Annotated in this window: 14 protein-coding genes; 10 read left to right on the top strand and 4 right to left on the bottom strand. The window is 57.6% G+C overall.

Translation table 11 applies throughout. The annotated features are described in order from the left end of the window. Positions 1–57: 57 nt before the first annotated feature. From K3729_12715 to K3729_12705, 3 genes are all read left to right on the top strand, one after another. The gene (locus K3729_12715; protein ID UWQ98314.1) at positions 58–837 is read left to right on the top strand and encodes an SDR family oxidoreductase; all 780 of its coding nucleotides are present in this window, start codon (positions 58–60) and stop codon (positions 835–837) included. Between the two features lies 1 nt (position 838). Further along, a complete protein-coding gene (locus K3729_12710; protein UWQ98313.1) occupies positions 839–1,957 on the top strand; it encodes a hypothetical protein in 1,119 nt (372 codons plus the stop codon). 67 nt (positions 1,958–2,024) lie between these two features. Continuing rightward, positions 2,025–3,101: an ABC transporter ATP-binding protein gene (locus tag K3729_12705; protein UWQ98312.1), complete on the top strand. Its 1,077-nt coding sequence runs from the start codon at positions 2,025–2,027 to the stop codon at positions 3,099–3,101. On the opposite strand, the gene K3729_12700 is transcribed toward K3729_12705, so the two are convergent. Genes K3729_12700 through ccmI form a run of 3 tightly spaced genes read right to left on the bottom strand, consistent with a single transcriptional unit; the run spans position 3,098 to position 4,994 of the window. Further along, positions 3,098–3,331 (bottom strand): DUF1289 domain-containing protein, encoded by a 234-nt coding sequence (locus K3729_12700; GenBank protein UWQ98311.1) that lies wholly within the window; start codon positions 3,329–3,331, stop codon positions 3,098–3,100. The two genes, K3729_12705 and K3729_12700, sit on opposite strands and share 4 nt — an antisense overlap. After that, entirely contained in the window at positions 3,328–3,804 is a 477-nt protein-coding gene (gene ruvX, locus K3729_12695) for a Holliday junction resolvase RuvX (GenBank protein UWQ98310.1), read from the bottom strand. Before ruvX ends, K3729_12700 begins: the two co-directional genes overlap by 4 nt. Next, positions 3,801–4,994, bottom strand: a complete 1,194-nt coding sequence (gene ccmI / locus K3729_12690; protein UWQ98309.1) for a c-type cytochrome biogenesis protein CcmI — start codon at positions 4,992–4,994, stop codon at positions 3,801–3,803. The genes ruvX and ccmI overlap by 4 nt, the downstream gene beginning before the upstream one ends. 205 nt (positions 4,995–5,199) lie before the next feature. On the opposite strand from ccmI, the gene K3729_12685 reads away from it, so the two are divergent. From K3729_12685 to K3729_12655, 7 genes are all read left to right on the top strand, one after another. Then, positions 5,200–6,444, top strand: coding sequence for a sarcosine oxidase subunit beta family protein (locus K3729_12685; GenBank protein UWQ98308.1), 1,245 nt, complete (start codon positions 5,200–5,202; stop codon positions 6,442–6,444). Between the two features lie 163 nt (positions 6,445–6,607). Continuing rightward, entirely contained in the window at positions 6,608–6,787 is a 180-nt protein-coding gene (locus K3729_12680; protein ID UWQ98307.1) for a hypothetical protein, read from the top strand. A 144-nt stretch (positions 6,788–6,931) separates the two neighbouring features. Then, the gene (locus tag K3729_12675) at positions 6,932–7,261 is read left to right on the top strand and encodes a sarcosine oxidase subunit delta (protein ID UWQ98306.1); all 330 of its coding nucleotides are present in this window, start codon (positions 6,932–6,934) and stop codon (positions 7,259–7,261) included. Beyond that, entirely contained in the window at positions 7,258–10,263 is a 3,006-nt protein-coding gene (locus K3729_12670) for a sarcosine oxidase subunit alpha family protein (protein ID UWQ98305.1), read from the top strand. Before K3729_12675 ends, K3729_12670 begins: the two co-directional genes overlap by 4 nt. Further along, positions 10,256–10,822, top strand: a complete 567-nt coding sequence (locus tag K3729_12665; protein UWQ98304.1) for a sarcosine oxidase subunit gamma — start codon at positions 10,256–10,258, stop codon at positions 10,820–10,822. The genes K3729_12670 and K3729_12665 overlap by 8 nt, the downstream gene beginning before the upstream one ends. Positions 10,823–10,912: 90 nt before the next feature. Then, the gene (locus K3729_12660) at positions 10,913–11,512 is read left to right on the top strand and encodes a superoxide dismutase (protein UWQ98303.1); all 600 of its coding nucleotides are present in this window, start codon (positions 10,913–10,915) and stop codon (positions 11,510–11,512) included. Positions 11,513–11,626: 114 nt separating this feature from the next. Continuing rightward, entirely contained in the window at positions 11,627–11,806 is a 180-nt protein-coding gene (locus tag K3729_12655; GenBank protein UWQ98302.1) for a hypothetical protein, read from the top strand. A 42-nt stretch (positions 11,807–11,848) separates the two neighbouring features. On the opposite strand, the gene K3729_12650 is transcribed toward K3729_12655, so the two are convergent. Next, positions 11,849–12,409, bottom strand: a complete 561-nt coding sequence (locus tag K3729_12650; protein ID UWQ98301.1) for a TIGR00730 family Rossman fold protein — start codon at positions 12,407–12,409, stop codon at positions 11,849–11,851. Positions 12,410–12,625: the final 216 nt, after the last annotated feature.

The raw sequence follows: 12,625 nt of genomic DNA, 5'->3' as shown, positions 1-12,625 counted from the left end.
ATTGCTGGACGGGTGCGACGGTGCTAGCCATTCATCAAGCAGATTGGGAGACTTCACATGGAACTAGGAATTTCTGGGAAACGTGCATTGGTATGCGCATCGTCAAAGGGCTTGGGGCGTGGCTGCGCAGAAGCGCTCGCCGCCGCAGGGGTGAACCTTGTGATGAACGCGCGTGGCGCTGAGGCTCTGGAAGCAACGGCTGACGCGATCCGGTCGGAACATGGTGTTGACGTCGTGACCGTCGCCGCGGACGTCACAACCGAAGAAGGCCGCGCCGCCGTTCTGGAAGCCGCAGGCGACATCGACATTCTGGTCACAAACGCAGGTGGCCCACCTCCGGGCTTATGGTCCGATTGGAACCGCGATGATTTCATTGCAGCCGCCGACGCGAACATGCTGACGCCGATCGCACTGATGCAGGCGGCCTTGCCGGGCATGATCGCAAAGGGGTGGGGACGGATCGTCAACATCACCTCGGTTTCCGTCAAATCGCCGATTCCGCAGCTCGGCTTATCCAACACAGCGCGTGCGGGTCTGACCGGCTTTGTCGCTGGCACATCACGGCAGGTCGCCGAACACGGTGTCACGATCAATAACCTGCTGCCGGGTATCCACGCGACGGACCGCGCGGCCAGCCTTGATGAAGGCGTGATGAAAGCGCAAGGCATCGACCTCGCCACGGCACAAGCGCAACGCGAAGCAACAATTCCGGCCCGTCGTTACGGCACATCCGCCGAATTCGGTGCGACCTGCGCGTTCATGTGTTCGCAGCATGCGGGCTTTATGGTTGGTCAGAACATCCTGCTGGATGGCGGCGCCGTGAACGCGACGCTGTAAAATGGCAGCGGGGTACAGCCTAAAGGACGACTTGTTCAACACCGACACGGTCACGCGTCTGGCGAACGGTTTTGCCGACGCGGGCGTGTTCAAAGCGCAGCCGTTTGTTGATCAGGTCATGGCTGGCCTCGGGCCGTTGGAATTAAAGGCGCGGATCGCATGGATCGCAGAGGTGCTCGCCGATCATCTACCCACAGATTTTCAGGCGGCGGCTGACGCGATCCAAGCCGGAATGCCACCGCCGCTAAGCACAGACAAGACCGACGATGACTTCGGCCATTTCATCTACGCACCTTTGGGTGTTTATGTTGAAAATCATGGGCTTGAGGGTCACCTTTCAACGTCTTTGGATCTGCTGGAAGACATCACAAAGCGCTTCTCGATGGAATTCTCGATCCGCGCCTTTCTCAACACCCACGAAGCTGCGGTGTTAGAGCGCATGCAGGACTGGGCCGTTGATCCGAATTACCACGTGCGCCGACTTGTGAGCGAAGGCACGCGGCCAAAGCTGCCTTGGGGGCAAAGCATTGGGGTAACGCAGGACCACACGTTGCCGCTGCTCGATAAGTTGCACAACGACCCCACACGATACGTGACAAGATCGGTCGCTAACCATCTGAATGATATCACCAAAAAGGAACCGGATGTCGTTCTGGATCAATTGTCTGACTGGCGCGATACCGGCACACAAACCACGGCAGAGCTGAACTGGATGGCCAAACATGCCCTGCGTGGCTTGATCAAGGCGGGTCATCCCGGGGCAATGGCGCATCTGGGTTATGCACCCGATGCAGCGGTTGACGTGGTGAATTTCGCGATTTCGTCTGAGACGGTTGCACGTGGTGAGGCCTTGGAGATTACGACAACACTGTCGAGCAAATCAGATGCGCCAATCATCGTGGACTACGTGATCGATTTTGTGAAATCAAACGGGACGACGGCACCAAAAGTATCCAAGTTCAAGGTGTTAGACCTCAAAGCAAATGTGCCAGTGACGCTCAAGAAAAAGCACACATTCAAGGATAACGCGACGACATTTACCTTGTATCCCGGTGCCCACCGTATCCATTTACAGGTGAACGGTCGCATTCGCGCCAGCCTACCTTTTGCGCTCACCTGACTTGCCCCCGCGAACGCCTGTTGTTAGGGACGCAAAGACCAATCGTTTCACTAGGGATTAGCCCCACATGACCACTCCGCGTCTTGAAATTCGGAACCTGCGCAAGGCGTTTGCAGGACGCGCGGTCGTGAACGATGTGTCGCTCAGCGTGATGCCGGGGCAGGTCACCTGTTTGCTGGGACCGTCCGGCTGCGGCAAATCGACGACTTTGCGGATGATCGCGGGCGTCGAAACCCAAGATAGCGGCAGCATCTACGTGGATGGTCAATTGGTCTGCGATGGCACCATGTCGATCCCGCCAGAAGGGCGGTCAATCGGGCTGATGTTCCAAGACTTCGCGCTTTTCCCACACCTTAGCGTGACGCAAAACGTCGCTTTTGGATTGCGCGCCCCCAAGGCCGAAGTGGCTGATCGCGTGACCAAATTGCTCGCCAAAGTCGGGATGTCGCGCCACGCCGATGCCTATCCTCACGAACTGTCCGGCGGCGAACAACAACGTATCGCACTCGCCCGCGCGCTCGCACCAAGCCCGCGCGTCATGTTGATGGACGAACCGTTTTCCGGCCTTGATGACCGCCTGCGCGACGACATCCGCGACGAAACGCTTGAGGTTCTGAAAGAAGAAGGGACCGCCGTTCTACTTGTCACGCACGAGCCGGGTGAAGCGATGCGCATGGCCGATGAAATCGCCCTGATGCGGGGCGGCGTTGTCGTGCAACGCGGCGCTCCTTACAACATCTACAACGCGCCTGCGGACCGCGAAGCTGCAGCTTTCTTCAGCGATATCAACGTGATCCCCAGCAAAGTTCAAGGGGCGCTAACGGATACACCGTTTGGGCAATTCTTGGCGCCGGGCTTTGTTGACGGCACCAAAGTGGACATCGTCATTCGCCCGCAGCACTTGAAAATCGACTTTGATCGCGGCGGACGCGGGCCCAACCCAACGCCGTCCGAAGGCACACCAGCACGCGGCATCGTCCGCCGCGCGCGGTTCATGGGGGCTGACAGTCTGGTCGAATTCGTGATGGACTACGACGGGTCGGTGCTCAAGGCGCGCGTGCCATCCGTGTTTCTACCAAAAGCTGGCACGCCATTGTGGATCATGATCCGCCGCGACCGCTGCTTTGTCTTCCCACACGCTTAATCGCGGGCAAGCCTTGCCGCACGTCCACCACGCCGTTTCGTGATCAGACTAGCCCGATCCGGCAGGGCATCCATCACAAGCTTACGCGCCTCAGGCGTCATGCCAGACCACGCGCCAATCTCGTCAATCGACCGCAAGCAACCGGTGCACAGCCGCGTTTCGGGATGAATCACACAGACCTTCACGCATGGGCTGTCGATTTCAGCGCGTTTCCAGATCTCGTCGCTCATGTTGATCTCTTCATGTAGGACAGGCGGTCTAACAACCCCTGCAGGATGAAACCTGCGGCCACGTGATCAATGACGTCCGCGCGGCGTTTGCGTGATGTGTCTGCGGCGATCAACACACGTTCAGCTTCAACTGTGGACAGACGTTCGTCCCAGTAAGCGATTGGGAGGTCTGTCAATTTCTCAAGATTGCGGGCGAATGCGCGGGTCGCCTGACAGCGCGGCCCTTCCGATCCGTCCATGTTCATCGGCAGGCCAAGAACAAGACCTTTGATGTCCCGCTTGGCGCAAATCTCGAGCAGTTTCGCAGCGTCGAGCCCGAATTTCTTGCGCCGGATCGTCTCAAGCGGGGTGCCGACCTGTCGCATGCCATCCGACACCGCAACTCCGATCGTGACGGTCCCAAGGTCCAGCCCCGCAACCGCGCCGAAATCGGGCAAAGCGGCCAGAAAATCCTCTGATGTTTCACAAATCATTCGGCAACTCCTGCGCGCGTTGCGGCTTGATCCAACAGCCCCATCGCTTCATCGGATGCCCCGAACACATCGCGGGCCTCCGCGAGGATGTCGCGCGCATCGTCCATTTGCCCCAACACACCGTAAGCCACGATCAGGCGGGCCCATTGGTCGACAGGGCCGCCCTGTGTCGCCAATCGGTCCGCAAGACGGCTGACCATGCCCGCGATCATCTCGGATTGGTCGTCTTCGGACAGGTCTTCGTTGCCAATGACGTCTTCAAGGGCCACTTCGGTCGCGGGTGGCGGGGTGTAGTCCGTACCGGCGCGCACCGCCGCATCGCCCACAAAGCGACGCGCAAGCGCAAGGTGGAAGGTCTCGGCTGCACCACGATCCAGAATGCTACGCCACAGCTGCAACGCGCGATCCGGGCGGTCTGTTTGGTCATACATCGCACCAAGATAATAGCGGCCCGCGATATTGTTCGGATCAAGCTGCAAGATGCGCCGCGCAATCGTTTCTGTCTGTGGCGAAACATATCCATCCGCGGCAGCCGCCAGCAAATCGGCCAAGACGGTCAGCTCATCAACAGTGGCATCATCACCCTTCAGCGCGATCACCTGACCTTGGGCAGTCGCAGCCGCCGGATAGTTCCGCATTTGGCTTTCGTGATAGGCAAGCAATTCCCAGCCCTGAACTTCATCAGGGCGCAACGGCACCAGTTCGCGCAACTTATCAATCGATTCGACGTATTCAGCAGGAAAATCAGGGGTCTCCAGGGCAGGGGCGTTCGCCTCTGCTTCGGCCTGACTTGGTCGGTTCGCGCGGAATTCATCGCCATTGGCAATGCGGGTCTTCAACGGCAGATCAGGATACCCCGGCGCACCTAACTGCGTATAAATGCCACCGGATAGCGCCAGCAGAACAATACCTGTTCCGATAGCGGCCGGCTTGCCAAACCGGCTTATCGTTGTCGTATGATCCTCGCCCGACGCCGCAATCAATCGCCGCGCAATTTCGGTCTTTGCCCGTTCTGCGTCTTCTGGCGCGATCACTTCGCGGGCGACGTCGCGGTCAACTTCTTCTAATTGCGCCTTGTACAGCGCGACCTGCGGGTCTTCGACGGTTTCTTTGGGGGGGCGGACCAGCGGCGTGATGACAATCACACTAACCACACATGTCAGCACAAAGCAGATGATCCAAAACAGCATGATATGAAGCCCTTCAATTTCACCCTACCTAACGTCCCAAGGGCGGCACGAAAAGGGGCTGCGACATCACGGTTCCAACAGCATGCACACAGTAACAAAAGCGATGTCGTAAAATGACGTCGAATTGCCGCGTGGAGTATCCTTTTGTTTCGGCCAAAGTCCCACTAACACTTTTAAGACCGCTATTCAGGATGAGGCTGCACCGATGAAACGCTATTCTGCTTTTGCTATCGCGCGCGAAGCGATGCGCCAACACACTGGCTGGGATCGGGCGTGGGCAAAGCGTCCGCCGAAAAAGCATTACGATGTGATCATCGTGGGCGCTGGCGGGCATGGTCTTGCAACGGCCTATTACCTTGGTAAGAACTTCGGCATCACCAATGTAGCGATCATCGAAAAAGGGTGGCTCGGCGGCGGCAACACAGGACGAAACACGACGATCATCCGGTCCAATTACCTGCAAGACCCATCTGCTGCGATCTACGAAAAGGCGCGCAGCCTTTACGAAGGGCTGTCTCAAGACCTGAACTACAACATCATGTTCAGTCCGCGCGGCGTGATCATGCTGGCGCAAACCCAACACGAGATTCGCGGCTACCAGCGCACGGCACACGCCAATTCGCTGCAAGGGGTCACAACCGAATGGATCGAACCAGAGCGCGTCAAAGAACTTTGCCCGATCATCAATATAGACGGTCCGCGTTATCCGGTTCTGGGTGGGCTATGGCAGGCACGCGGCGGCACAGCGCGGCACGACGCGGTCGCATGGGGCTACGCACGGGCCTGTTCCGACATGGGCATGGACATCATCCAGCAATGCGAAGTCACAGGCGTCAAACGTGAAAACGGCAAAGTCACGGGCGTTGAAACGACACAAGGCGACATTGGCTGCAACAAACTTGGCATGGTGGTGGCTGGCCACGCATCTGTGCTGGCTGAAAAGGCAGGGTTCCGTCTGCCCATCGAATCGGTGGCGCTGCAGGCGTTGGTCTCCGAGCCGATCAAACCCTGCATGGACGTTGTGATCATGGCCAACACCGTGCACGGCTACCTGTCGCAATCGGACAAAGGCGAAATGGTGATTGGTGGCGGCACCGACGGCTACAACAACTACACCCAACGCGGATCATTCCACCATATCGAAGAAACCGTGCGGGCGCTTGTCGAAACCTTCCCGATGATCTCGCGGCTTAAGATGCTGCGGCAGTGGGGCGGAATCGTAGACGTGACAGGGGATCGGTCGCCGATCCTGTCCGCGACGCCTGTTGACGGTATCTTTGTGAACTGCGGCTGGGGGACTGGTGGGTTCAAGGCGATTCCGGGGTCCGGCTGGGCCATGGCGGAATTGATGGCAAAGGGCGCATCGCCGCTGACCGACGAATTTTCCATGTACCGTTTCCGTGAAGGCAAATTCATTGATGAATCTGTCGCAGCAGGGGTGGCTCACTGATGCGCATGCAATCCAACCGAAATGTCGCTATCTCGGCAGCGCGCCGCGCACGTTTTTATAATCGATCGGCTGAAAGGTGCCGCAAAACGCGTTTTGCGAATACGCAGTTGATTACGACAGTGAATACAGCGCAAGGTGTTACTCAGATAGAGGAGCGCACGTCATGGTTGATTTTAGCACACCCAAGAATCGATCTAGCAAAGGCCGTACCAACAGCCTTTTCATCATCGCTCTGTCTATCGTTGGATTGGTTGGCTACGCGTTTGTCGAAAACACGATCCGACCACCCCATGGTGACCGTGCCTCCGCGCCCCAATCGCAGATCGCACAAGCCCCAGACTAGGGTTCGCCCTACGACCACTCACGTCACCTTACCTCTGAAGGGCGGATGCAATTACGCATCCGCTCTTTTTCGCGCGACCACGCGGTGCACGCCTTGTGCACGTATTGTGCACGCAAATCACACCCCACATCTTGAGGTCTCGCCATGCTGACTTTGCATTGCCCATATTGCGGCGTTGATGCCGATGAAACAGATCTGCACGGCGGCGGCGAAGCGCATGTGAAGCGCTACGGACCAGAATCGTCCGACGAAGACTTCGAAGGCTACCTGTTCGTGCGCCAGAACCCCAAAGGCGTGCATTTCGAACGCTGGCGGCATGTCTACGGCTGCGGCAAATGGTTTTTGGCTGCACGCTGCACAGCAACGCTTGAAGTGTTCGGGACCTATTCCGCCCAAACCACGGAACCACCCGCTGATATCCGCGCCGCGATCACAGCCAAACGACCCGGTTGGTCATGGGGAGACTTATCATGAGCACACGTCTGGCAACTGCAGGCCGCCTTGTTGATACATCCAAGGCGCTGTCTTTTACGTTTAACGGCAAGCACTTAAAGGGATTTGAAGGCGACACGCTCGCCTCGGCACTTCTTGCCAACGACCAAATGCTGGTCGGGCGGTCGTTCAAATATCACCGCCCACGCGGCATCGTCGCATCGGGCGCTGAAGAACCGAACGCGTTGATGAATATGGGCGATGGGGCGCATTTTGAACCCAACCAACGCGCCACAACGACGCTGTTGTTTGAAGGTCTGAAAGCACAATCGCAGAACCATTGGCCGTCTCTGGAATTCGACGTGGGCGCGATCAACACCAAACTGTCGCGGTTCCTCCCAGCCGGTTTCTACTACAAAATGTTCATCTACCCGCGTCCGTTCTGGAAGCATGTCTATGAACCGATCATCCGTAAATCAGCGGGTCTGGGCAAAGCGCCCATCGGCAAAGATGGCGACACCTACGAACACTTCCACGCTCATACGGACGTAATGGTCATCGGTGGCGGAATCGCGGGTCTTTCCAGTGCTTTAGCTGCCGCGCGCAAAGGTGCGCGGGTGCTGGTGATGGAACAAACCGCCGCTTGGGGCGGACGCGCTGCAGTGGACGAACCGCAGATCGAAGGCATGGCTGCAACGGCTTGGATTGACCAGATCGTGGCTGAATTGTCCGCGATGCCAAACGTCACGATGCGCCTGAATTGTATGGGCGCGGGCGTCTATGATCACGGCTATATTCTGGGATACGAACACCTGAACGAAGGCGGCACCGACGCGCCGCGGCATCGTTTGTGGCGGGTACGGGCCAAGCAGGTTGTCACGGCAACTGGCGCGATTGAGCGGCCTTTATCGTTTGCGGGCAATGATTTGCCGGGCGTTCTTCTTGCTGGGGCTGTGCGCGATTACGTCGTGAACTTTGGCGTCTCCATCGGGGATCGCACGGTCATCGTGACGAACAACGATGACGCGTACCGGACAGCGCTCGTGTTGAAAGACGCAGGTCTGGACGTGCCCGCGATCATCGACGCACGGCCCGACGCCGATGGCCCTTTGGCCCGTGCGGCTCGTGAAGCAGGCATCCGCGTCGAGACAGGCAAGGGCATTGCAAAGGTGAAAGGCGGCAAGCGCGTCACCGGCGTCGCGATTTGCGGCCAGGCAGGTGAAGGCGCCGTTCTGGAAGAGATCGACTGCGATTGCGTAGCGATGTCCGGCGGCTGGTCGCCTGTCGTGCATCTGTGGTCGCATTGCGGTGGTAAACTGACATGGGACGCGGATAACGCGATGTTCCGTCCGGACGCAGATCGTCCGCCAACCGACGGAAATGGTTCAGGTTTTGTGACACCAGCAGGTGTGGCAAACGGGCATTTGTTCACAGCAGAGGTGCTGGCAGATGGCTTTGCGGCAGGACGTGCCGCCGCGATGGCGGCGGGCGCTGAAGGGCGCGCAGGCCAAGCACCTGAAGGCTACGACGAAGCGCAGGAACCGATATTGCCCGTTTGGTTGATGCCGCAAGGGGCCAGCCACGCGTTGCGGTCAAAAGCGTGGTTGGATTTCCAGAACGATGTGAAGGTGTCCGACGTACAATTGGCGGCGCAAGAAGGGTTCGAAAGCGTCGAACATGCAAAGCGTTACACGACGCTAGGTATGGCGACGGATCAAGGGAAGTTGAGCAATATCAACGGTCTCGCCGTGCTTTCTAAAGCGCTGAATAGCGATATTCCCGATGTCGGCACGACCACATTCCGCCCGCCCTATACACCGATTTCGATGGGATCTATCGCCGGTGTCGCGCGGGACGAACTGTTCCAACCGATCCGCAAAACGCCGATGTATGATTGGCACGCCGAAAATGGCGCGGATTTTGAGCCGGTCGGCCAATGGCAACGTCCCTACGCCTATGTGCGGGACGGCGAAACTGTGCATGACGCGGTGAACCGCGAGGTCACGCAAACACGCGAAAGCCTTGGCCTGTTGGACGCATCCACGCTTGGCAAGCTGGTTGTCAGTGGTCCAGATGCCGGCAAATTCCTTGATATGATGTACACGAACCTGATGTCGTCGCTGCCTGTGGGCAAATGTCGCTACGGTCTGATGTGTACTGAAAACGGGTTCCTGTCGGATGACGGCGTGGTCGCGCGGATCGATGAACAGACATGGCTGTGCCACACAACGACGGGCGGGGCCGAACGCATTCACGCGTGGATGGAAGACTGGCTGCAGTGCGAATGGTGGGACTGGCAGGTCTATGTGTCCAACGTGACCGAGCAATTGGCGCAAGTCGCTGTTGTAGGTCCAAACGCGCGCAAGGTTCTCGAAAAGCTCGGGGGTATGGACGTGTCCAAAGACGCACTGCCGTTTATGCAATGGAAAGACGGCACGCTGTCGGACTTTAAGGTCCGCGTCTATCGCATTAGTTTCTCAGGAGAATTGTCCTATGAGATCGCGGTCGATGCGGGGCAGGGTCGCGCGTTCTGGGATGCGCTGTTAGATGCCGGTGCTGAATTCAACGTCATGCCTTACGGGACAGAAGCGTTGCACATCATGCGGGCCGAAAAGGGCTTTATCATGATCGGGGACGAAACTGACGGGACCGTGATCCCGCAGGATCTGAACCTGCAATGGGCGTTGTCGAAAAAGAAAACCGACTACCTTGGCAAGCGCGCGCAGCAGAGGTCGCACATGGCTGATCCGAACCGGTGGAAATTGGTTGGATTGGAAACGCTCGACGGGTCTGTGCTGCCTGATGGGGCCTACGCGATTGCGGATGGTACGAATGAAAACGGCCAGCAAAACACCGAAGGGCGCGTTACATCGACCTATTATTCGCCCACACTGAAACGCGGTATCGCGATGGGATTGGTCCACAAAGGGCCGGACCGGATGGGCGAAACGATCAAGTTTACCAATATCGGTGGCGAACCGATCGCAGCGAAAATCGTCGATCAGGTCTTCTATGACAAAGCGGGGGAAAAGCAGGATGTCTAATGCAATCAGCGCTTTGAATGGCCGCAGGGCCGATGGGGCCGTGACGGTCAAGGATGCGGGCCTGCAGGGGATGATTTCCGTCCGTGGTGATCTGGCAGACAAGGCTTTGGTCAAGGCCTGCAAATCGGTGACCGGATCAGACGCACCTGCAATGGGTCAGATGGCCGTCAAAGGTGCCAACGGGTTCGGCTGGATGTCACCGGATGAGGCGTTGTTGCTGGTGCCGTATCTTCATGTTGAGCAAGGGCTGGAAACGCTGAACACAGCCATGGCCGGAAAGCATTTTCTGGCCTCAAACGTATCCGACGCACGCGCGCGGATCGTGGTGTCGGGCACTTACGCCGACGAGGTGATTGCGAAGCTCGCACCGGTGGACATGCATCCCGACACTTTCGCGGTTGGTGACTTTCGTCGTTCGCGACTGGGGCAGGTGGCTGCGGCTTTCTGGAAGGCAGACGAAACCACGATCCACGTCATCTGTTTCAGGTCGGTCGCGGATTATGCGTTCGACCTGCTCGCGGCATCTGCAGCGGCGGGACCCGTCGGTTATCTACGCTAAGTTTGGCTGATTACGGTGCGACGGGTTGACGCCGCGCCGTTTTGCGCTTTGTTACGGGGTAACGAAAATCTAGCTTAATGAGGCTCCAATATGGCTTTCGAACTTCCTGATCTTCCTTACGCACACGACGCTTTGGCTGACCTTGGCATGTCCAAAGAGACGCTCGAGTATCACCACGACCTGCACCACAACGCTTATGTCACCAACGGCAACAAGGCGATTGAAGGCACAGAATGGGCTGACAAATCTCTCGAAGAGATCATCAAAGGCACATACGACGCGAACGCAGTTGCCCAAAACGGCATCTTCAACAACATCTCCCAGCTTTGGAACCACAACCAGTTCTGGGAAATGATGGGGCCGGGTAAATCCGCAATGCCATCCGAACTGGAAGCCGCGTTGAAAGACAGCTTCGGTTCCGTTGACGAATTCAAATCCCAGTTCTCTGCAGCTGGTGCTGGTCAGTTCGGCTCTGGTTGGGCGTGGTTGGTGAAGGACGCAGACGGCGGCCTGAAAATCACGAAAACAGAAAACGGTGTGAACCCGCTTTGCTTCAACCAGACAGCGCTTTTGGGCTGTGATGTGTGGGAACATTCCTACTACATCGACTTCCGCAACGCGCGTCCGAAGTACTTGACGAACTTCCTCGATAACCTCGTGAACTGGGAAAACGTCGCATCCCGCATGTGATCTGATCCACAGTGACAATCAGAACCCGTCGCAGCAATGCGGCGGGTTTTTTTGTGGAACGGAATGCGGGCAGGGCCGTTGTTCATGCAACGCTATTGAATAAAGGAGCCTGATATGTCCGATACACAGAAATCGCCAATCACACGTGCCGATGTCGATGCCGATGAAAAAGGCAATGTCGCGGGTGCCCATGGCAACGCAGACAACGATCACACGGGTGCGACAGGTGCCTCTGCGACGCGCCGCGGTCCGGAACGGATCAATCCGAGCGAAGATGTCGATAAAGACAAATAAGATCGAAAGGCTGGCCGCAACATTGCGCGCCAGCCTTTTTTCTTAGGCGCGGAACGCGGTCTTTAGCTGGTCTTCCAAACTAGGCACATCATCAACGATGGACACGAAGTCGAGAATACTGCTTTCCGCAAACCCCTGTCCTACGACATTGTCCAAAAGCGCCTTGAGCGGGTTCCAGAACCCGTTGATATTCAACAGGTAGATCGGTTTTTCGTGCAGCCCGAGCTGCCGCCAAGTCAACGCTTCAAAAAATTCGTCCAGCGATCCGGCACCACCTGGCAAGACAACTACCGCGTCGCAGTTCATGAACATCACTTTTTTGCGCTCGTGCATCGTCTCAGTAATGATGAACGTGTCGAGATCGCGCTTGCCGACTTCCCAGTCCAGCAAATGCGTCGGGATAACGCCAAATGTCCGCCCACCGGACGCCTGCGTTGCATTGGCCACGCGCCCCATCAGCCCGACGTCACCCGCACCGTAAACCAGCCGCCAATCGTTTGCCGCGAGCATTGCGCCCGTGTCTTCCGCCGCAGTTGCATATGCGGTGTCTGCACCGTCGCGCGAGCCGCAGTAAACGCAAACAGAATGTGAGTTCGATGTCATAATTCAAGCTTTCGTCATGTCAGGGCCTTTGACCGGTCATAACTCTGTTGCTAGGCTCTCTCAACCAATCAGACGTCATGGGGGGCGTTTGGGGTGAAAAGGAACAAAGACTTGGCTGCTGGATCATCAAACGCATTTGCAATCGCGGGCGGCGTCGTTGCCGCAGGTGCTATCGGGGCCGCTGCCGTTTGGTTTGCGCCACCCGTGCGGCCATCC

Source organism: Rhodobacteraceae bacterium S2214, from assembly GCA_025141675.1.
In the GTDB taxonomy this organism is placed as follows: Bacteria; Pseudomonadota; Alphaproteobacteria; order Rhodobacterales; family Rhodobacteraceae; genus Yoonia.
Note: the sequence above shows the minus strand (reverse complement) of the source record. Positions and strands in the feature narration are given on the sequence as shown.

Coding starts and splice junctions, on each gene's coding strand:
- K3729_12650 (UWQ98301.1), bottom strand. CDS start 12,409: ATGACATCGAACTCACATTCTGTTTGCGTTTACTGCGGCTCGCGCGAC.
- K3729_12705 (UWQ98312.1), top strand. CDS start 2,025: ATGACCACTCCGCGTCTTGAAATTCGGAACCTGCGCAAGGCGTTTGCA.
- K3729_12655 (UWQ98302.1), top strand. CDS start 11,627: ATGTCCGATACACAGAAATCGCCAATCACACGTGCCGATGTCGATGCC.
- K3729_12715 (UWQ98314.1), top strand. CDS start 58: ATGGAACTAGGAATTTCTGGGAAACGTGCATTGGTATGCGCATCGTCA.
- K3729_12710 (UWQ98313.1), top strand. CDS start 839: ATGGCAGCGGGGTACAGCCTAAAGGACGACTTGTTCAACACCGACACG.
- K3729_12665 (UWQ98304.1), top strand. CDS start 10,256: ATGTCTAATGCAATCAGCGCTTTGAATGGCCGCAGGGCCGATGGGGCC.
- K3729_12670 (UWQ98305.1), top strand. CDS start 7,258: ATGAGCACACGTCTGGCAACTGCAGGCCGCCTTGTTGATACATCCAAG.
- K3729_12675 (UWQ98306.1), top strand. CDS start 6,932: ATGCTGACTTTGCATTGCCCATATTGCGGCGTTGATGCCGATGAAACA.
- K3729_12660 (UWQ98303.1), top strand. CDS start 10,913: ATGGCTTTCGAACTTCCTGATCTTCCTTACGCACACGACGCTTTGGCT.
- K3729_12700 (UWQ98311.1), bottom strand. CDS start 3,331: ATGAGCGACGAGATCTGGAAACGCGCTGAAATCGACAGCCCATGCGTG.
- ruvX (UWQ98310.1), bottom strand. CDS start 3,804: ATGATTTGTGAAACATCAGAGGATTTTCTGGCCGCTTTGCCCGATTTC.
- K3729_12680 (UWQ98307.1), top strand. CDS start 6,608: ATGGTTGATTTTAGCACACCCAAGAATCGATCTAGCAAAGGCCGTACC.
- ccmI (UWQ98309.1), bottom strand. CDS start 4,994: ATGCTGTTTTGGATCATCTGCTTTGTGCTGACATGTGTGGTTAGTGTG.
- K3729_12685 (UWQ98308.1), top strand. CDS start 5,200: ATGAAACGCTATTCTGCTTTTGCTATCGCGCGCGAAGCGATGCGCCAA.